This is a genomic window from Pseudomonas sp. AC532 (genome assembly GCF_979258965.1).
Window position 1 is genome coordinate 2884269 of the sequence record NZ_OZ409888.1, and the last position, 19686, is coordinate 2903954.

The window sequence follows — 19686 nt, forward strand, 5'->3', positions numbered from 1 at the left end:
AAGCCGCCCATGGAACTGCTCAACGCCACGCGCATGGTCGCCGCCTACAACCAGGGCCTGGACGCCGATGGCCGTGAATACCTGGTGGTCATCGTCAAGGGCACCTTCGACCTGCCGGTGGACGGTAGCGTGGCGCGCCTGCTCGACGAGCAGCAGCCGCTGCTGATGAGCGACACCTTCGCCGGCGATCCGGCACTCTCGGCGCCACTGCGCGAGTTCGACTTCGCGCCGTTCAAGCCTTACTGCGACGTGCTGGTCAGCGGCAGCGCCCACGCACCAGGCGGCCGGCCGGTCAGCCAGCTGACCGTGGGCATCCGTGTCGGCCGGGTCAGCAAGGCATTCAGCGTGTACGGCCCGCGGCACTGGCAGCCCGGCGCCCTGGGCACCAGCGCCGGCGCGCCACAGCCCTTCGTGCGCCAGGACATTTCCTACGCCAGCGCCTTCGGCGGCAGCCACCCGGCGCCAGGCAACCCCGAGCAGTTGCAGTGCAACCTGCGCAACCCGGCCGGCCAGGGCTGGTACCCACGCAGCCTGAGCGGCGCCAGCGTGGTCGGCATGCCGATGCCCAACACCGAAAAACTTGGCCAGCCGGTGGATGCGCCCCATGGCGACTTCGAACCCATGGCCCTCGGCCCGCTGGGCAAGCACTGGCAGGCGCGCGTCGGCTTCGCCGGCACTTACGACCAGGCCTGGCAGGACGAGCAGTTTCCCTTCCTGCCCCGGGACTTCGACGAGCGCTATTTCCAGGCCGCCCCGGCCGATCAGCAGACCGATTACCTCAAGGGCGGCGAAGACGTATTCCTGCTCGGCCTGCTGCCCACCGAACGCGCCGGTTTCCGGGTGCCCAGCGTGCGCATGCCGGTAACCTATTTCCTCAGCACCGGTGGCCATGAAACGGCGCAGGCGGTCATCGACACCCTGCTGGTCGACACCGATGCCAACCGGGTGGAAATCACCTGGCGCACGCGCCGGCCACTCAAGCGCAGCCTGTTCGAGATCGCTCAGGTGCTGGTGGGCGAGAAGTCCCGGGGCTGGTGGCGCGCCCGCGAACTGGGCAAGGACTACTATCCGTCGCTGGCCACGCTGAGCCGCAGCCGCTCGACCGAGGATGACCTGTCATGAGTGCCCTCAGCATCCTCTCCAGCGGCATGGTCAGTGCTGTGGGTCTGAGCGCGCCGGCCAGTTGCGCGGCGATCCGCTGCGCCCTCGACAATTTCCAGGAAACCCGTTTCATCGACGCTGGCGGCGAGTGGCAGGTCGCCGCCAGCGTACCGCTGGAAGAGCCGTGGCGCGGCCGCACCAAGCTGGTGAAAATGGCCGCCCGGGCCATCGCCGAAAGCCTGGCCGGCGTTCCGGGGATCGATTGCGCCGCCACGCCACTGCTGCTCGGCGTCGCCGAACTGGATCGCCCGGGCCGTAGCGACGGCCTGGACAACGGCCTGCTGCGCGATATCGAGCGTGAGCTGGGCGTGCAGTTTCATGGCGCCTCCACGCTGATCCCGCGAGGCCGGGTCAGCGCCGGCGTGGCACTGCTCAATGCACGCCGGCTGATCCACAAAGGCGGCCACCGCCACGTGCTGATCGCCGGGGTCGACTCGTTTCTCAACGCCGCCACCCTGTCCGCCTTCGAGCAACGCCAGCGGCTGCTCACCAGCCGCCATTCCAATGGTTTCATTCCCGGCGAAGGCGCAGCGGCGGTGGTGGTCGGCGCGCCCGTGCGGCAGGACGCCGAGCAACTGATCTGCTTCGGGCTGGGCTTTGGCGTCGAAAAGGCCAGCGTGGAAGCCGACGATATCCCGCTGCGCGCCAACGGCCTGGTGCAGGCCACCCAGGCGGCGCTCAAGGACGGCAACTGCCGTATGGAGCAGATGGACTACCGGCTGACCGACAACTCCGGCGAGCAGTACTACTTCAAGGAAGCGGCCCTGGCGCTGAGCCGCACGCTGCGCGTGGTCAAGGAAGAGTTCGACATCTGGCACCCCGCCGACTGCATCGGCGAATGCGGCGCGGCCATCGGCCCGGCCATGCTGGCGGTGGCATTGGCCGCATCGCGCAAGGGTTACAACCTGGGCGCGAACATCGTCTATCAACTGGGCAACGATGCCGGCGAGCGCGCCGTGGCGTTGCTGCGTTACCAACGGGTAGGAGCCGCCTGATGGCCAACGAGGTCTATGCCAACAACCGGGAAATCTCCTGCAAGTCGGCCAGTGGAAAATCCATCGCGGCCTTTCCCGACGTCTGCTTCACCCCGCCGCAGACGCCGCCGATGCCACTGGGTATTCCGATCCCGTACCCCAATACCGGCCTGTCCAAGGACACCACCAAGGGCACGCGCACCATCCGCATCACCCGCAAGGAGGTGATGCTCAAGAACAAGAGCTACTACAAGACCAGCTACGGCGACGAACCCGGCCGCGCCCCGAAGAAAGGCATCATCACGGGCAAGATCAAAGGCAAGGTGTACTTCACCTCCTGGTCGATGGACGTCAAGTTCGAAGGCAAGAACGTGGTGCGGCATATGGATTTGACGACCCATAACCATGGGTCGATGCCGGGGAATACACCGACCTGGCCGTATCTGGATCAGATGGCGGTAAGCAAGGGCGAGGGGCCGTGCAAGGAAGACATCAAGAAAGAGAAAGATGCCTGCAAGGACTTTTCACCTCACAAGCCAGATGGCCCTAGCCCCTGCCCTCCCGATGGCAAACCAGAGACCAGTACGGCGGCAGACGCTTACGCTGACAAAGTTGGCGCAGACAAATGCCTAAGCGCCAGGCGGTGCCAGCTCACCCCCTACAAACCAACCGCAGGACAAGCCGGCTGCTGCCCTGGGCAAACAGGCCACCACCTGGTTGAAGCAGGTTCTTTTTTCAACAAAGGCCGCGGTGGCAAGGAATCCAAGGCCATCAAGGGAACGAGCCCTTACAACGGCGACAAGGCTCCCTGCATCTGTGTGGAAGGCTGCAACCAGTACCACGGCACACACGGACTGATGCATACCTATCAGAGCAACGCAGCACTCAATAGCGGCGCTCAGTCAAAGCGAATCACCTTCGAAGACGACAGTTCGGCTCGCTTGGTCAGCGTTACCTATGGCCAAGCCAAAGGCTTCGGCGTGGACGCAGTAGGCAAGACCTTTCCCGAGTCGGGCTGCGACCCCGAGTGCACCAAAGCGCAACTGGACGCCTATCACAACCAGTGCGGCATCGATGATCAGACGGATTGCCGAATGATTGCGACCGGCTACAAAGGTGATGCAGCTCAAAAGGCAGCTAACACCGCAGTTGCGAATCGTAGCAAGCACATACAGGCGGCACGTGCCAAAGGCTCTCGTGGTCGCTAAATTGCGTAGAGAAATCCCATGACTTTGAATCTCAAACAAACCAATACAGTCATATCTGGTGCAGTCAGATATCACGATCTCGCTTACATTGCGGATCAGGACGATTCCATTGGGGCGGATGTGCCCCATACGCATTTTCATGAGGTTGATGAAGGACAACTGGCCTTTATAGACACCATGCATTGGCACACAGCCAGTATTGCTGTGAGCCAACACCCTGTTTCCCAGATGATCGCTATTTCTCCAAATGGTGAAGCCTTTTTGTTCGGCAGCCAACAGCAAAGTCAGGAGCGAATTAGCACTGCGCATGGTGATCCCATAGATCGAGGCCACCTGCGCCAAGTCCGCACTATTGGCCAGCGAACATTCGCGGTAGGCATGGGCCGCCAGGTCTATCGTCGCGACGGTGCAGATCACTGGACCTGCCTTGATCAAGCCATCCGCCCTGCAATCGGCGAAACGAAAGGTTTCGAGTCCATCGATGGATTTGACGAAAACGATTTGTACGCAGTTGGATGGGATGGCGAAATCTGGCACTACAACGGCCAAACATGGAGCCAGAAGGAAAGCCCGACCAACCTCCTGCTGACCCGTGTGCTCTGCGCCGGAGATGGTCAGGTCTATGCCTCGGGCCGGCGCGGGCTTCTGATCGTAGGTCGCGGTGATGCCTGGCAGCCAATCGAGCAGGAGGACGTCACCAGCGACATATGGGATCTGGCCTGGTATGACGGCAAGCTCTACCTTTCAACGATGCGCGGCTTGTATACGCTTCAGGGTGGCAGCCTGGTCGAGGTGGATTTCGGGGATGACACACCGGCGACCTGTTACCACCTGAGCGTGGCCGATGGCGTAATGTGGTCATTCGGCGCCAAGGACATCATGGCCTTCGATGGCAATACCTGGACGCGCATCGACTGATGATCGCCACCCTTCTCGACCAACACGCCGAAGAAGCCGCCTTCCTAGCCGGCCTGCGCAGCTACGCCGTCGGCGCGCCGCATTATGATCTGGCGCATCTCGGCGATCTGGACGAGCGGATCGAGGCCCATCTCGACGGCCTGCAGATCGCCGGGCTCAAGGGGCTTCACCTGTTGCTTGCACAGCTGAATCCACATGCCCAGGGCGAGGTGTTCGCTATTGCCGCATTGGCACTGCGGCTGAACAACGACAGCGCCCTGGAAACCCTGTATCAGCACCTGCGCGCCAACCCCGAGGGCGAGCAGTTCCTTGTCGCCGCATTGGGCTGGCTGGAGTGGCACGAAGTCTCCATGGCGATCGAGCGCGATCTGAATTCCACTGACGCCCAGCGCCGCCGTATCGCCCTGGCTGCCCATGCCCTGCATGGCAAGGACCCAGGCCCGGCGCTGCTCTCGGCCCTCGGCCACGGTGATGCCCGCGTACTGGCGGCGGCCGCGCGGCTGGCTGGCACCCTGCGGCGCCGCGACCTGCTGCAGCCGCTGCGTCAGCACCGCCTGCACGGCGACGATGATGTGCGTTTCTGGAGCAACTGGGCCAGCGCCCAGCTGGGTGATCAGGAAGCGCTTGGCAATCTGCGCCTGTTCGCCGAGCGACCCGGCGACCTGCGCCAGCCAGCACTGGAAGTACTGCTCGCCTGGCAACCACGGGAGGCCAGCATCGCCTGGCTGCGCGGCCTGATGCAGAGCGAGGCGCACCGCCATATGGCGATCCAGGCCATCGGCCTGCTTGGCGACCCGCAGACCATTGCCTGGCTGATCCGGCAGATGCACGAACTGCCCACGGCCCGTGCTGCGGGTGAAGCGTTCAGCCTGATTACCGGTGCCGACCTCGCGGAACTCGACCTGGAATTGAGCGTCTATCCCGACTACGACGAAGGCCCTACCGATGATCCGTCCGACGCCAACGTCGCCATGGACCCGGACATCGACCTGCCCTGGCCCGATCCGCAGCAGGTCGAGCAATGGTGGCAAGGCCAGCAGCACAGCTTGCAGCCAGGCACCGGGTATCTGCTCGGCCAGCCGTTCAGCGAAAGACAGTGCATGGCCGTGCTGCGCAGCGGTACACAGCGGCAGAGACGTGCAGCGGCCAGTTTGCTCGCGCGCTACCAGCCGACCAGCGTTCTGTTCGCAACGGATGCGCCGGCACGCCGGCAAAAGCGATTGCTGGGCTGCTGAGCCCAGGCGATCAACGACACAAGGAGAGTGCGAACATGCTCAAGAAATCCCAGCCGGCCCGGTCGCTATACTGCAGCGCCAGCCATGGGCAGAAATCCCGCTCGAAGAAACCGCCTGCTCACAGGCATGACTACTTCATCAGTCTGCGCATAGCGCTGATGATTTCGCCTCGCCGCAACAATCAACGTGCGGCACGTCCCGAAACGCTCAGCCATTCGGCGAGGGAACGACCTTGAACCGCAAAACACTTTCCTGCTGCGCATTGCTGCTTATCGGACTACTCACACAGGGTTACGCCATGGCTTTTTCCAAGACGCTTTATCTGTTCTCCGAGGTAGAGGGCACCGTGTTGCTCGACGGCAAACCTGTTCAGGGTGTGGAGATAGAACAGGAATATCACTGGCATTGGAAAAACGAGCACCGCACCAACACCACCCAATCCGATGCTCAAGGCCGCTTCAAACTGCCGGCCGTGACGGCTAAATCAATGACGGCAGGCTTCATGCCCCACGAGCCGGTGACCGGCCAGCGCATCACCTTGCGCTATCAGGGCAAGGAGCATAAAGGCTGGGTATTCACCAAGCACAATTATGACAATCTGGGTGAGGTGAAGGGCCGCCCGCTGAAGTTCATCTGTGAGCTCAACAGCGAACCCGTCGCTCACCCGGAAACTGAAACATTCGGCATCTGCGTTCTCCAGTAACGCCCCATCACCAGACCAGAAGGATTCGGCTGTGAACCCCTTGAGCCCCAAACAATCCGCGCAGATCGCAACGCATGTGTACACCGTCAAGGATGCCGTCATGTCATCCAAGGGTGGTGTGGAGGATGAAGCCGCCCGCCTCGGGCTGAGCAACTCGTTCGACTTCTCCAATCTGCAAATGGCCAGCGGAACCAGCGGTGCCGTTTTCCGTACACGGACAGGCTTCGCCTATGCCGTACACGGCGTAGGGGGGCGGCAGGGAGAGATGCTGTTGGCATTTCGCGGTACCGACACGTTTGCGGATGCGATGACCGACGCCAACGCCGGCCTGCAACGCGGCCCGAGCACCTGGCCTGTGCACGCAGGCTTCAATGAAACGTTCAAGTCGCTACGCAACGACCTCGATTCATTCATGCGCGGCCGCAACCCCAGCACCGTGCACTGCGTGGGTCACAGCCTGGGCGGTGCGCTGGCGACCCTGGCGGCAGATCACCTCAGTGAGCTGGGCGTGGCCGGCATCAAGCTGTATACCTTCGGCTCGCCACGCACCGGTGTCGGCGGTTTCGCTCGCCACCTGAGCGGCAAACTGGGCACCAACAACATTCATCGTGTCTATCACAGCGCCGACCCGGTGAGCATGGTGCCGATCTTCCCGTTCAGCCATGTGCCGGTCAGCGGCAATGTCTGCATGATTCCCTGGAAGGGCGCGCAGATCAGTGCCAATGCGCACCGCATGACCCAGTACCTGCCCTCCATCGGCGATGCCACCTGGACCGGGCTGTATCGCAACCCGGAGCCACCGCTGGACCGGGATATCGACCTTTGGCTGGAGAGCGCCAGTTACGGGCCGACTCTGTATTCCGCAGCTACCCTGTGGATGATTTCCAGAGCCATGCAGTACCTGCTCAAGAAGGCCGCCAATATCGTCATTGGCAGTGCGATTACCGTGAGCATGACCGTACTGGATCAGATTGCCGGCGTTCTGGTGCAAGGCGCTCAGCTTTGCAAGGACATCAGCGATTCGATTCGCGCCCTGATCGTGAAGATCTTCAACTTCCTGGGTCGCGCCGTACCTGCGACGATCGATGTGACCACCTTCTTCCTGCGCTGGGTACTGGATCTGCTCGCCAGGGCAGTAGTCGATATGGCGCGCCAGGCCATGCAACTGGTCGTGCGTTCCTGAAGCAAAGAAAAACGGCGCCTTCAGGCGCCGTTCTTCATCTCACAGATCCCCTTCCTCGACCAGCCGCGCACTACTGGCGTCCAACGCATAGGCCGCATCGGCCAGATCATTGCTGACCGCTTCGACCTTCAGCGTGCCATTGACCCACAGCGGCTCGTAGATGTCGTCCAGGGCGATGCCCTTGGGGTAGCGCACCAGCACCAGCTGGTTGGGCGGCGGCGGCGGTACGTGGATGCACGCGCCTGGGTAGGGCACCAGAAAGAACAACGTGCTGCGCCCGGCGTTGTCGGTTTCCAGCGGTACCGGATAGCCACCGAGGCGAATCTTCTTGCCGTTCATGGCCGGCACGGTCTTGGCGGAATACATGACGGCGGGCAAGCCCTTGTCCTGCTGCTTGAGGCCCCCTTTGCTGTCGAAGCTGCCCAGCGCTTCGGGCGTGTCGTGGGTGATCTCCGGCATCTGCTCGAGCGCACGCTGATCCTCTTCGGGCATCAGCTCCAGCCAGTCGGTTTCCGGCGGTTCGGCGCGGGCGATGCCGCAGATCAGCAGCAGAACAAGGGGCAGGTAACGCATCGACGGGACTCGCGGCAGTAGGACCAACGGAAAGTAGCCCGTCGTCGATGCGTCAGGCTACGGTTCAGCGCTTCTTGGTGATCAGGCCGTAGATCACCAGCAGGATGATCGCACCAACCACTGCGCCGATGAAACCAGCGCCTTCGCCTGCGCGGTAGATGCCCAGCGCCTGGCCACCGTAGGTGGCAGCGATGGAGCCACCGATACCGAGCAGGATGGTCATGATCCAGCCCATGCTGTCATCGCCCGGCTTGAGGAAGCGGGCGATCAACCCGACGATCAGGCCGATTAAAATAGTGCCGATAATACCCATGACGCCCTCCTGAATGGAAAAAGGCGCCGCACTCATGCGGCGCCTTTCATCAGAGGCGGTCAGCGCTGGAGAGGTTCAACCTCCCGTGCCAGACGCCTAACCGGCGGCGATCAGCGCCTGCACCTGGGCAATACGGCTGTCCAGCGTCGGCCGGTCGGCGCAACGCAGGGTGGCATGGCCAACCTTGCGGCCCGCCTTGAAGGCCTTGCCGTAGTGGTGCAGGTGGCAATCGTCGATGGCGGCTACCTTGTCCACAGCCGGGACGCTGCCGATGAAGTTGAGCATGGCGCTCTCGCCGACCTTGGCCGTCGAGCCCAGCGGCAGGCCGGCAACGGCGCGCAGGTGGTTCTCGAACTGGCTGCACTCGGCGCCCTCGATGGTCCAGTGCCCGGAGTTGTGCACCCGCGGGGCGATCTCGTTGGCCTTCAAGCCACCGTCGACTTCGAAGAACTCGAACGCCATCACGCCCACGTAATCGAGTTCGCGCAACACACGGCCGACGTAATCTTCGGCCAGCGCCTGCAGCGGGTGCCCGGAGCTGGCGATCGACAGACTGAGGATGCCGCTGTCGTGGGTGTTGTGCACCAGCGGGTAGAAGCGCGTTTCGCCATCACGGCCGCGCACGGCCACCAGCGACACTTCACCGCTGAACGGCACGAAGCCTTCGAGCAGGCACGGCACACTGCCCAGCTCGGCGAATGCGCCGCTGACGTCCTCGGGCTTGCGTAGAACCTTCTGGCCCTTGCCGTCGTACCCCAGGGTGCGGGTCTTCATCACCGCTGGCAGGCCGATGCTGGCCACTGCCGCATCGAGGTCGGCCTGGGACTGGATGTCGGCAAAATCCGGCGTGGGAATGCCGAGGTCCTTGAACATCGACTTCTCGAACCAGCGATCACGGGCGATGCGCAGCGCTTCGGCGCTCGGGTAGACCGGCACGAACTGCGACAGGAAGGCCACGGTCTCGGCCGGCACGCTTTCGAACTCGAAGGTCACCAGATCCACTTCGTCGGCCAGTTGGCGCAGGTGATCCTGATCGCCGTAATCGGCGCGGATATGCTCGCCCAGCGCCTGCGCACAGGCATCCGGGGCCGGGTCGAGAAACGCGAAGTTCATGCCCAGCGGAGTACCCGCCAGCGCCAGCATGCGACCGAGCTGGCCGCCCCCGATTACGCCGATCTTCATCACTGTACCCTCGGGTCCGGGTTGTCCAGCACGGTGGTGGTCTGCTCCTCGCGGAACTGCTTGAGCGCCGTGTGGAACTGCGGGTGCTGGTGGCCGAGGATGCTCGCCGCCAGCAGCGCGGCGTTGATCGCGCCAGCCTTGCCGATGGCCAGGGTGGCGACCGGGATGCCCGCCGGCATCTGCACGATCGACAGCAGCGAGTCGACGCCCGAGAGCATGGACGACTGCACCGGCACGCCGAGCACCGGCAGGTGGGTCTTGGCGGCGCACATGCCCGGCAAGTGGGCAGCGCCACCCGCACCGGCGATGATCACCTGGATACCGCGGCCCTCGGCCTGTTCGGCGTACTGGAACAGCAGGTCCGGGGTGCGGTGGGCGGAAACCACCTTCACTTCGTTCGCAATGCCTAACTTGTCCAGCATCTCGACGGTATGGCTCAGGGTGCTCCAGTCGGACTTGGAACCCATGATCACGCCTACCAGTGCGCTCATCGTCGTGCCTCTCTTGTCTCGGGCGCTTGGCGCCGGGGCAGAAACAACAAACCACGCGGAAGCGTGGTTTGCGGAAACCGGCAATTATACCGTAGTCGCACGCAAAGGGTTAAGCGGCCGCTCGTCAGGATCACGGCAGGGAACGGAGTCACATCAATCACTGTCGGAGCGCCTTAAGATGAGCGCGATCGGGGCTGCCTAACCCCCGTCCGTGATCGAATCAATCAACCCACTGAAAGGACCTCGCCATGACACGGCTGTCACTGCTTATTGCCACCGCTTTCCTCACCGCCAACGCCAGTGCACTGGAGTTGGCCAAGTACCCCAAAGTGTTCACCACGGGCGAAGGCGTCAGTGTCGTCGTCGCGCCCAGCAGCGACGACAAGCAGGCGCTGGTGCAGATCCGTGGCATCAATCATCCACTCGATGAGGTGGTATTGCTCACCGATGTGAAACCGCGCGGTCAGCAGGAAAGCAATTACGCCACCACCCTCGATGGCAGCGCCTACGTCGTGTTGGGCCAGCGTCAGTCGTGGGGCGGCGAGTCCTATGAGCTGTACCTGCCGAACGAGCGCGAGCCACGTCTCCTGGGCCTCGACGAAAAAGCCGGCAAGGCGGTCAAGCCTACCGAGCTGCAAGCACTCTATGAAAAGCAGAAGAAGGACGGCGTGCAGGACAAACTGGCCCGCTTCGACCGCGAGAAACGCCAGCAGTATCACGTCGAGCAGCTTGCAGAGATGGATGCACAGGCCTCCGCCAGTTGCGGCAGCACGGTGAAGACCGAGGTCGACTGGCAGGACCTCGACGAGCAACTGCTCAAGGAACTGAGCATTTCCAGCTTCTGCGGCGAGGTGGCCAGCCAGTTGGACACCCTGTGCAGCAGTTCGGCCGAGTTCAAGAAGCAGGCCGCCACGCTAAGCACCGTGCAGTGCAACTTCGGCCCCGAGATGAAGATCCGTGAACAGGGCGACCGCATCCTGTTCACCACCGAGCGCAACGCCGCCAACCAGGGCGACTTCATCAACGCCTTCCTGCGCAACCGCTAAGCTGCGCCCCGGGGTGGCCATGCCGGCCACCCCTCCTTCCCATTCGGAATCCCGAACGAAACGACGTCGAAAAATCGAACATCCGAATCAGATGTTCTGGCCAGCCCTCGGCCACAAAAATAAATCTCCATATTTATCATCGACTTAATTGCTTTCGGGGTGCGAATCTCGGACTGGCACACATCCTGCTGCCTATCTCGACAGGAATGCGATAGCTCTTCCACATAGAGGCACGTACCCGCTGTACGGCCTCAATAACAACAACACCGAGGAATCGACCCATGCGTATTGTCCCCCGCGTACTGGCTGTAGCCGTTACCGCCGCCCTGATGTCCAGCCCGGTATTCGCCGCAGAGCTGACCGGCACCCTGAAGAAGATCAAGGACTCGGGCACCATCACCCTGGGTCATCGCGACTCGTCCATCCCCTTCTCCTACTTCGGCGACACCTCCCGCCAGCCGGTTGGCTACTCCCATGACCTGCAGCTCAAGGTGGTCGAGGCGCTGAAGAAGGAACTGGAGCTGCCGGACCTGAAGGTGCGCTACAACCTGGTGACCTCCCAGACCCGTATCCCACTGGTGCAGAACGGCACCGTGGACCTGGAATGTGGTTCCACCACCAACAACGTGGAGCGTCAGCGCCAGGTCGACTTCTCCGTCGGCATCTTCGAAGTCGGCACCCGCCTGCTGACCAAGAAAAGCAGCGGCGTGAACGATTTCGACGACCTCAAGGGCAAGAACGTGGTGACCACCGCCGGCACCACCTCCGAGCGCCTGATCAAGTCCATGAACGCCGAGAAGAAGATGGGCATGAACGTGATTTCCGCCAAGGATCACGGCGAGTCCTTCCTGATGCTCGAATCCAACCGCGCCGTGGCCTTCATGATGGACGACGCGCTGCTCGCCGGCGAAATGGCCAAGGCCAAGAAGCCGGACGACTGGCACGTGGTCGGCACCCCGCAGTCCTACGAAATTTACGGCTGCATGGTTCGCAAGGGCGACGAAGGCTTCAAGAAGGTGGTCGACAAGGCCATCAGCGATACCTTCGCGTCTGGCGAAATCAACGACATCTACAACAAGTGGTTCCAGCAGCCGGTACCTCCAAAAGGCCTGAACCTGAATTTCCCCATGAGCGACGAGCTGAAGAAGCTGATCGCCGAACCAACCGACAAGTCTGTAGAGCAGATCTGACGGTGTAAGGCCGCGCCCCTTTCACGAGAAGGGGCGTAGCGGGGACTCGGAGAGGCCGACGGCCTCTCCTTCATATTTCCTGACGAAGCCGACACTCATCCGCCCACGCGGATGCGGGCGACTGTTGCCTGCCGCCCGGCTTCGCCGCCGTTTTCCACCTGAGGGAAACCCGCATGAACTACAACTGGGACTGGGGCATATTCTTCAAGTCCACCGGCATTGGCAGCGAGATCTACCTGGACTGGTTCATCACCGGCCTGGGCTGGACCATCGCCATCGCCCTGGTCGGCTGGCTGATCGCCCTGTCGCTCGGCTCGCTGCTCGGTGTGATGCGCACCGTGCCGAACCGCCTGATTTCCGGGATCGCCACCGCCTACGTGGAGGTCTTCCGCAACGTACCGCTGCTGGTGCAGCTGTTCCTCTGGTACTTCCTGGTGCCCGACCTGCTGCCCGAGCCGCTGGAACTGTGGTTCAAGCAGGATCTCAATCCGGCCACCTCGGCGTATCTGTCGGTGGTGGTGTGCCTCGGCCTGTTCACCGCGGCCCGCGTCTGCGAGCAGGTGCGTACCGGTATCCAGGCGCTGCCGGCCGGACAGACCGCCGCGGCCTATGCCATGGGTTTCCGCATGCCGCAGATCTACAGCAACGTGCTGCTGCCCCAGGCCTACCGGATCATCATCCCGCCGTTAACCAGCGAATTCCTGAACATCTTCAAGAACTCCTCGGTGGCCTCGCTGATCGGCCTCATGGAGCTGCTCGCGCAGACCAAGCAGACTGCCGAGTTCAGCGCCAACCTGTTCGAAGCCTTCACCCTGGCGACGCTCATCTACTTCACCCTGAACATGAGCCTGATGATGATCATGCGCGTGGTCGAACGTAAGGTCGCCGTGCCGGGCCTGATTTCCGTGGGAGGCAAATGATGGACTTCAGTCAGATCATTCCCGCTCTGCCAGGCCTCTGGGAAGGCATGGCCATGACCCTGCAACTGATGGTCATGGGCGTCATCGGTGGCGTGATTCTCGGCACCCTGCTGGCGCTGATGCGCCTGTCGAGCAACGTGCTGCTGTCCAAACTGGCGGCCACCTACGTCAACTACTTCCGCTCGATCCCGCTGCTGCTGGTGGTCACTTGGTTCTACTTCGCGGTGCCGTTCATCCTGCGCTGGATCACTGGCGAAGACACCCCGGTCGGCGCGTTCGCGTCCTGCCTGGTGGCCTTCATCATGTTCGAGGCGGCGTACTTCTGCGAAATCGTCCGTGCCGGTATCCAGGCCATCCCCAAGGGCCAGATGGGCGCCGCCCAAGCCCTGGGCATGAGCTACGGGCAGACCATGCGGCTGATCATCCTGCCCCAGGCGTTTCGCAAGATGACCCCGCTGCTGCTCCAGCAGAGCATCATCCTGTTCCAGGACACCTCGCTGGTCTACACCGTCGGCCTGATGGACTTCCTCAATGCCGCCCGCTCGCGCGGCGACATTCTGGGTCAGCCCCATGAATTCCTGATCTTCGCCGGCCTGGTCTACTTCACCATCAGCTTCGCTGCCTCGCAGCTGGTCAAGCTCCTGCAAAAAAGGTTAGCCGTATGATTTCCATCAAGAACGTCAACAAGTGGTATGGGGACTTCCAGGTGCTGACCGATTGCACCACCGAGGTCAAGAAAGGCGAAGTAGTGGTGGTCTGCGGGCCATCCGGCTCGGGCAAATCGACCCTGATCAAGTGCGTCAACGCCCTGGAGCCCTTCCAGAAAGGCGACGTCGTGGTCGATGGCACCTCGATTGCCGACAAGAAGACCAACCTGCCGAAACTGCGCTCGCGCGTCGGCATGGTGTTCCAGCATTTCGAGCTGTTCCCGCACCTGACCATCACCGAAAACCTGACCATCGCACAGATCAAGGTGCTGGGCCGCAGCAAGGAAGAAGCCACCCAGAAAGGCCTGGCGCTGCTCGATCGCGTGGGGCTCAAGGAACACGCCCACAAGCACCCCGGCCAACTGTCCGGCGGCCAGCAGCAGCGCGTGGCGATCGCCCGTGCCCTGGCGATGGACCCGATCGTCATGCTGTTCGACGAGCCGACCTCGGCCCTCGACCCGGAAATGGTCAACGAAGTGCTCGACGTGATGGTGCAACTGGCCCACGAAGGCATGACCATGATGTGCGTGACCCACGAGATGGGATTCGCCCGCAAGGTGGCTGACCGGGTGATCTTCATGGACGCCGGGCAGATCGTCGAAGACTGCCCCAAGGAAGAATTCTTCGGCGATGTCAGCGCACGCTCCGACCGCGCCCAGCAGTTCCTCGCCAAGATCCTCCAGCACTGATGCACCAGGCCCGCCATCACCCATGGCGGGCCTTCAGGGTCTCTTCAACAAGCCTGCGAGCGCAGGCACGTTCCCTACAGAGCCTAGACTCGACAAGCACAATAAAAATCGAGGACTCATCATGCGCCTGTTCCACGTCACAACCCTGACCCTCAGCGTGGCGATTGCCGCGGGTAGCAATGCGGTACTGGCTGCCAGCCTGAACGGCGGCGCAGTCGCCGCACCCGACCAGTACGCGGCCAAGGTGGCCGCCGAGGTGCTGAAAAAAGGCGGTAACGCGGTGGACGCCGCGGTCGCCACCGCCTTCACCCTGGCCATCACCTACCCCGAAGCAGGCAACATCGGCGGCGGCGGGTTCATGACCCTGTTCATGGACGGCAAGCCCTACTTCCTCGATTACCGGGAAACCGCACCGCGGGCGGCCAGCAAGAACATGTTCCTTGACGACAAGGGCGAGGTGATCGAGAACCTCAGCCTGGTCGGCGCCAAGGCGGCCGGCGTACCGGGCACGGTGATGGGCCTGTGGGAGGCGCACAAGCGTTTTGGCAAGTTGCCGTGGGGCGAACTGCTGACACCCGCCATCGGCTATGCGAACAGCGGCTTCAAGGTCGCCGATCAGCAGTTCCAGTACCGCGAAGACGCCATCGGCCTGTTCAACGGCCAGACCAACTTCACCGACTACTTCGGCACCATGCGACCGGGCGAGCTGTTCAAGCAGCCGCAGATGGCCAAGACCCTGGAGCGCATCGCCGCCACTGGCCCGGACGAGTTCTACAAGGGCAAGACCGCCGACCTGCTGGTCGCCCAGATGCAGCGCGACGGCGGGCTGATCACCAAGCAGGACCTGGCTGACTACCGCGCCAAATGGCGCGAGCCGATGCGCGTCGACTGGCAGGGCAACAGCCTTTACACCGCCCCTTTGCCCAGTTCGGGCGGCATCGCCCTGGCCCAGCTGATCGGCATCAAGGAGCAGCGCGCCGCCGACTTCAAGGGTGTCGAGCTGAACTCCGCGCGCTACATCCACCTGCTGGCGGAGATCGAGAAACGCGTGTTCGCCGACCGCGCCGACTACCTGGGCGACCCCGACTTCTCCACGGTGCCGGTCGACAAGCTGACCGACGCCGATTACCTGAAGCGCCGCGCCGCCGAGGTCAACCCCACCGCCATCTCGCCGACCGAGCAAGTTCGCCCCGGCCTGGAGCCTCACCAGACCACGCACTTCTCCATCGTCGACGCTGACGGCAACGCAGTCAGCAACACCTATACCCTGAACTGGGACTACGGCAGCGGCGTGGTCGTCGAAGGGGCCGGTTTCCTGCTCAACGACGAGATGGACGACTTCAGCGCCAAACCCGGCATCGCCAACGCATTCGGCGTAGTCGGCAGCGACGCCAACGCCATCGAACCGGGCAAGCGCATGCTCTCCTCGATGAGCCCGAGCATCGTCACCCGCGACGGCAAGGTCAGCCTGGTGCTGGGCACGCCCGGCGGCTCGCGGATCTTCACCTCGATCTTCCAGGTGCTCAACAACGTCTACGACTTCAAGCTGCCGCTGGAAAAGGCCGTGGCCGCCCAGCGCGTCCATCACCAACTGCTGCCCAAGGACATGATCTACTACGACGCCTACGCACCACTCACCGGCCAGGTTGCCGACGAGCTGAAAGCCATGGGCTACGTGCTCGAGGACCAGGGCTGGAACATGGGCGACATCCAGGCCATCCGCGTCGACGGCGCCAGGCTGGAAACCGCCTCCGATCCGCGCGGGCGCGGCGTCGGCCTGGTGGTAGCACCCTGAGCCCCGTGCCATGACGCGCGCCAAGCGCCACCGCTGCGCATGCCGCGGTGGTCCGCCACGACGCCACGACAGCCCGCCCTCCCGCGGGCTGGTTCGGCCACGGTGACTGTGGTGCAATGCGCATCTGCCAGTCTACGTGTGGTGCCGCCCGCCTTGTCCGCCAAACCGCGCTACGCCCGCCACCTGCTGCTGACCCTGCTGATGCTGATGCTGGTCGCCGCCTGCGGCTACGCCGGCTATTACCTGAGTGAAAAGGCCGGCATCCGTGCGCTGATCGAAAGCGGTGAACGCCAGCTCGAGCTCAACGCCCGGGCGGTGGAAAGCGAGATCAACAAGTACACCTACCTGCCCAGCCTGCTGGAACTCGAGTCCAACGTCAGCCGCCTGCTGCTGACCCCCGACGCCGACAGGCGCCAGCGCGTCAACGACTACCTCGAAGGCCTCAACCGGCGCAGCGGCAGCATGGCCATCTACATGATGGACACCGACGGCCGCGTGCTGGCCACCAGCAACTGGCGCCAGCCCGACAGCTATCTGGGCGAGGACCTGTCCTTTCGTGCCTATTTCCAGGACGCCCTGCAGGGCGAACAGGGCCGCTTCTACGGCATCGGCAGCACCATCGGCGAGCCGGGCTACTACCTGTCCCATGGCCTCAGGGCCAATGGCCGGATCATCGGCGTGGCGGTGGTCAAGGTGCGCCTCGACCCGCTGGAGCAGCGCTGGCAGCGGGCGCGCCTGGAGGCCTACGTCAGCGACGAGAACGGCATCATCATCCTCTCCAGTGATCCGGCCCGCCGCCTCAAGGCAGTGGTACCGCTCAATGCCGACATCAAAGAGCGCCTGGCGCGCAGCCTGCAATACCACTGGTCGTCACTCGACGAACTGATGCCCCTGGCGCGCAAGCCTCTGGACGAGGGCGCCGAACAGGTCAGCTTCGCCGCGACCGGCGTCGGTCAGGCGCAAGGCGGCGAGGTCGTCAACTACCTGGCTCAGAGCCGCCCGCTGGAAGACACACCCTGGCACCTGACGCTGCTCAGCCCGCTGCAGGACCTGCGCCGTGAGGCCATCAGCCACGGCATGCTGGCCGCCGCGGGCTTCGCCCTGCTGGCCTTCCTGCTGATCGCCTGGAACGAGCGCCGCAAGGTGATCGCCACCCGCCTCGCCGCCCGCGAAGCCCTGCAGCAGGCCAACAGCGAGCTGGAGCGCAAGATCACCGAGCGCACCGCCGACCTGCGCGCCAGCAATGAACGTCTCAAGGCGCAGATCCGTGAGCGCCGCCAGGCCGAGGAAACCTTGCGCCTGGCCCAGGACGAACTGGTGCAGGCGGGCAAGCTGGCGGTCATCGGGCAGATGTCGACCAGCATCGCCCACGAACTCAACCAGCCGCTGGCCGCGCTGCGTACCTTGTCCGGCAACACCATCCGGTTCCTGTCGCGCGGCGCGTACGACGTGGCCACCACCAACCTGCAGACCATCAACGAACTGGTCGACCGCATGGGCAAGATCACCGGCAGCCTGCGCGCCTTTGCGCGCCGCTCCAACGATGATGGCGAAGCCAGCCTCAGCAAAGCGGTGGACGCCGCGCTGCAGGTGGTGCAGCCGCGCCTGGAGCGCACGCCGCTGACCATCCACTACCAGTTCGAGGACGCCCAGCTGGCGATCAACCAAACGCGCCTGGAACAGATCCTGGTCAACCTGATCGCCAACGCTGCCGACGCCATGAGTGCCCAGGCGGATCGCCAGCTCTGGCTGCAGGGCAGTGCCGACGGCAATCGCTATCGCCTGCGCGTGCGCGACAACGGCCCCGGCATCGCCCCTGCCGATCGCGCCCACCTGTTCGAACCCTTCTTCACCACCAAACCCGGGGAGCAGGGCCTGGGGCTCGGCCTGACGCTGTCGGCCAGCCTGGCGGCCGCTGCCGGCGGCAGCCTCAGTGCCGATCACCCGCCCCAGGGCGGCACCGCTTTCGAACTCAACCTGCCCCAGGCTGCCGCTGTCATGGAGACACCCGATGAATGACGACCTCACCGTGCTGATCGTCGAAGACGACCCCCACGTGCTGCTCGGCTGCCAGCAGGCCCTGGCCCTGGAAGATATCGCCAGCATCGGGGTCGGCAGCGCTGAACAGGCCCTGCAGCGTATCGGCACCGATTTCGCCGGCATCGTCATCAGCGATATCCGCCTGCCGGGCATGGACGGCCTGAAGCTGCTGGACGAACTCAAGCGCCGCGACCCGGCGCTGCCGGTGGTGCTGATCACCGGCCATGGCGATATCGGCATGGCGGTGGGCGCGATGCGCGACGGCGCCTACGACTTCATGGAAAAACCGTTTTCCCCCGAACGCCTGGTCGACGTCACCCGCCGCGCCCTGGAACAGCGCAGCCTGGCCCGCGAAGTGTCGTCGCTGCGCCGCCAGCTGGCCGGCAAACAGACACTGGAGCACCGGCTGATCGGCCGCTCGCCGGCCATGCAGCAGCTGCGCGAGCTGATCGCCAACGTTGCCGACACCTCGGCCAACGTGTTGATCGAAGGTGAAACCGGAACCGGCAAGGAACTGGTCGCGCGCTGCCTGCACGACTTCAGCCGGCGGCAGAACAAGGCCTTTGTCGCCCTCAACTGCGGCGGCCTGCCGGAGAACCTGTTCGAGAGCGAGATCTTCGGCCACGAGGCTCACGCATTCACCGGCGCAGGCAAACGGCGCATCGGCAAGATCGAACATGCCAATGGTGGCAGCCTGTTCCTCGACGAAATCGAGAGCATGCCGCTGAACCTGCAGATCAAACTGCTGCGCGTGCTGCAGGAGCACAGCCTGGAGCGCCTGGGCTCGAACCAGCCGATTGCGGTCGACTGCCGGGTGATCGCCGCGACCAAGGCGGACCTCGACGCCGCCGGCAAGAGTGGCCAGTTCCGCAGCGACCTGTATTACCGGCTCAACGTGGTCAGCCTGGAGCTGCCGCCGCTGCGCGAGCGCCGCGAAGACATCGCCCTGCTGTTCGAGCACTTCCTGCAGCTTTCCGCCCTGCGCTTCGACCGCGCCGCCCCGGAACTGGACCGCCACACCCTGGCCGCGCTGATGGCTCACGACTGGCCGGGTAACGTGCGCGAGCTGCGCAACGTCGCCGAACGCTTCGCCCTTGGCCTGCCCGCATTCAAGAAGAGCGGCAGCAACGACGGCGCCGCAACCAGCTTCGCCGAAGCCGTGGAGGCCTTCGAACGCAACCTGCTGGTCGACGCCCTGGAGCAGCACGCCGGCAACCTCAGCCAGGCGGCGCAGGCGCTGGGCATGGCCAAGACCACGCTGTTCGACAAGGTCAAGAAATACGGGCTGGGGTGAAAGCCGAACAGCTATCTAGAAACCATTGTGGGAGCGGGCCATGCCCGCGAGAATTCTCGGGTAC

General features: G+C 63.6%; 20 protein-coding genes. 16 read left to right on the plus strand and 4 right to left on the minus strand.

Going from position 1 to position 19686, the window contains the following annotated elements; translation table 11 throughout:
* The first annotated feature begins 9 nt into the window (after positions 1-9).
* The 8 genes from ACZ0AV_RS13610 (at position 10) to ACZ0AV_RS13645 (ending at position 7382) form a co-directional block, all read left to right on the plus strand.
* A complete protein-coding gene (locus tag ACZ0AV_RS13610; RefSeq protein ID WP_499151519.1) occupies positions 10-1122 on the plus strand; it encodes a DUF2169 family type VI secretion system accessory protein in 1113 nt (370 codons plus the stop codon).
* A complete protein-coding gene (locus ACZ0AV_RS13615) occupies positions 1119-2156 on the plus strand; it encodes a hypothetical protein (protein WP_499151520.1) in 1038 nt (345 codons plus the stop codon). Before ACZ0AV_RS13610 ends, ACZ0AV_RS13615 begins: the two co-directional genes overlap by 4 nt.
* The gene (locus tag ACZ0AV_RS13620) at positions 2156-3343 is read left to right on the plus strand and encodes a PAAR-like domain-containing protein (protein WP_499151521.1); all 1188 of its coding nucleotides are present in this window, start codon (positions 2156-2158) and stop codon (positions 3341-3343) included. The genes ACZ0AV_RS13615 and ACZ0AV_RS13620 overlap by 1 nt, the downstream gene beginning before the upstream one ends.
* A gap of 18 nt (positions 3344-3361) precedes the next feature.
* The gene (locus tag ACZ0AV_RS13625) at positions 3362-4261 is read left to right on the plus strand and encodes a beta propeller repeat protein (RefSeq protein ID WP_499151522.1); all 900 of its coding nucleotides are present in this window, start codon (positions 3362-3364) and stop codon (positions 4259-4261) included.
* Positions 4261-5496, plus strand: a complete 1236-nt coding sequence (locus ACZ0AV_RS13630; protein WP_499151523.1) for a TIGR02270 family protein — start codon at positions 4261-4263, stop codon at positions 5494-5496. Before ACZ0AV_RS13625 ends, ACZ0AV_RS13630 begins: the two co-directional genes overlap by 1 nt.
* Positions 5497-5531: 35 nt before the next feature.
* The gene (locus tag ACZ0AV_RS13635) at positions 5532-5732 is read left to right on the plus strand and encodes a hypothetical protein (protein ID WP_308839054.1); all 201 of its coding nucleotides are present in this window, start codon (positions 5532-5534) and stop codon (positions 5730-5732) included.
* A complete protein-coding gene (locus ACZ0AV_RS13640; RefSeq protein ID WP_111462856.1) occupies positions 5729-6199 on the plus strand; it encodes a DUF6795 domain-containing protein in 471 nt (156 codons plus the stop codon). Before ACZ0AV_RS13635 ends, ACZ0AV_RS13640 begins: the two co-directional genes overlap by 4 nt.
* 100 nt (positions 6200-6299) lie before the next feature.
* On the plus strand, positions 6300-7382 hold the full coding sequence (locus ACZ0AV_RS13645) for a lipase family protein (RefSeq protein WP_499151524.1): 1083 nt from the start codon (positions 6300-6302) through the stop codon (positions 7380-7382).
* Positions 7383-7421: 39 nt separating this feature from the next.
* Here the strand turns inward: ACZ0AV_RS13645 and ACZ0AV_RS13650 are convergent, their stop codons facing one another.
* The 4 genes from ACZ0AV_RS13650 to purE form a co-directional block, all read right to left on the minus strand.
* Positions 7422-7955, minus strand: a complete 534-nt coding sequence (locus tag ACZ0AV_RS13650) for a DUF3299 domain-containing protein (RefSeq protein WP_499151525.1) — start codon at positions 7953-7955, stop codon at positions 7422-7424.
* 64 nt (positions 7956-8019) lie between these two features.
* Positions 8020-8268, minus strand: coding sequence for a GlsB/YeaQ/YmgE family stress response membrane protein (locus ACZ0AV_RS13655; RefSeq protein WP_084303730.1), 249 nt, complete (start codon positions 8266-8268; stop codon positions 8020-8022).
* 96 nt (positions 8269-8364) lie between these two features.
* Positions 8365-9450: a 5-(carboxyamino)imidazole ribonucleotide synthase gene (locus ACZ0AV_RS13660; RefSeq protein WP_499151526.1), complete on the minus strand. Its 1086-nt coding sequence runs from the start codon at positions 9448-9450 to the stop codon at positions 8365-8367.
* A complete protein-coding gene (gene purE, locus ACZ0AV_RS13665; protein WP_499151527.1) occupies positions 9450-9941 on the minus strand; it encodes a 5-(carboxyamino)imidazole ribonucleotide mutase in 492 nt (163 codons plus the stop codon). The genes ACZ0AV_RS13660 and purE overlap by 1 nt, the downstream gene beginning before the upstream one ends.
* A gap of 248 nt (positions 9942-10189) precedes the next feature.
* Between purE and ACZ0AV_RS13670 the strand changes: the two genes are divergently transcribed.
* The 8 genes from ACZ0AV_RS13670 to aauR all read left to right on the plus strand — a co-directional run bounded on the left by ACZ0AV_RS13670 (position 10190) and on the right by aauR (position 19622).
* The gene (locus ACZ0AV_RS13670; RefSeq protein ID WP_499151528.1) at positions 10190-10987 is read left to right on the plus strand and encodes a hypothetical protein; all 798 of its coding nucleotides are present in this window, start codon (positions 10190-10192) and stop codon (positions 10985-10987) included.
* 281 nt (positions 10988-11268) lie between these two features.
* Positions 11269-12177, plus strand: coding sequence for a glutamate/aspartate ABC transporter substrate-binding protein (locus ACZ0AV_RS13675; protein WP_499151529.1), 909 nt, complete (start codon positions 11269-11271; stop codon positions 12175-12177).
* A gap of 173 nt (positions 12178-12350) precedes the next feature.
* Positions 12351-13097, plus strand: a complete 747-nt coding sequence (locus tag ACZ0AV_RS13680) for an amino acid ABC transporter permease (protein WP_499151530.1) — start codon at positions 12351-12353, stop codon at positions 13095-13097.
* Positions 13094-13762 (plus strand): amino acid ABC transporter permease, encoded by a 669-nt coding sequence (locus ACZ0AV_RS13685; RefSeq protein WP_499151531.1) that lies wholly within the window; start codon positions 13094-13096, stop codon positions 13760-13762. Before ACZ0AV_RS13680 ends, ACZ0AV_RS13685 begins: the two co-directional genes overlap by 4 nt.
* Positions 13759-14493: an amino acid ABC transporter ATP-binding protein gene (locus tag ACZ0AV_RS13690; protein ID WP_092371534.1), complete on the plus strand. Its 735-nt coding sequence runs from the start codon at positions 13759-13761 to the stop codon at positions 14491-14493. The genes ACZ0AV_RS13685 and ACZ0AV_RS13690 overlap by 4 nt, the downstream gene beginning before the upstream one ends.
* A 121-nt stretch (positions 14494-14614) precedes the next feature.
* Positions 14615-16288 carry a gamma-glutamyltransferase gene (gene ggt / locus ACZ0AV_RS13695; protein ID WP_499151532.1) on the plus strand — a complete coding sequence of 558 codons (1674 nt, stop codon included), beginning with the start codon at positions 14615-14617 and terminating at the stop codon, positions 16286-16288.
* Positions 16289-16399: 111 nt separating this feature from the next.
* Positions 16400-18307, plus strand: coding sequence for a sensor histidine kinase (locus ACZ0AV_RS13700; protein WP_499151533.1), 1908 nt, complete (start codon positions 16400-16402; stop codon positions 18305-18307).
* A complete protein-coding gene (gene aauR, locus ACZ0AV_RS13705; protein WP_499151534.1) occupies positions 18300-19622 on the plus strand; it encodes a two-component response regulator AauR in 1323 nt (440 codons plus the stop codon). Before ACZ0AV_RS13700 ends, aauR begins: the two co-directional genes overlap by 8 nt.
* Positions 19623-19686: the final 64 nt, after the last annotated feature.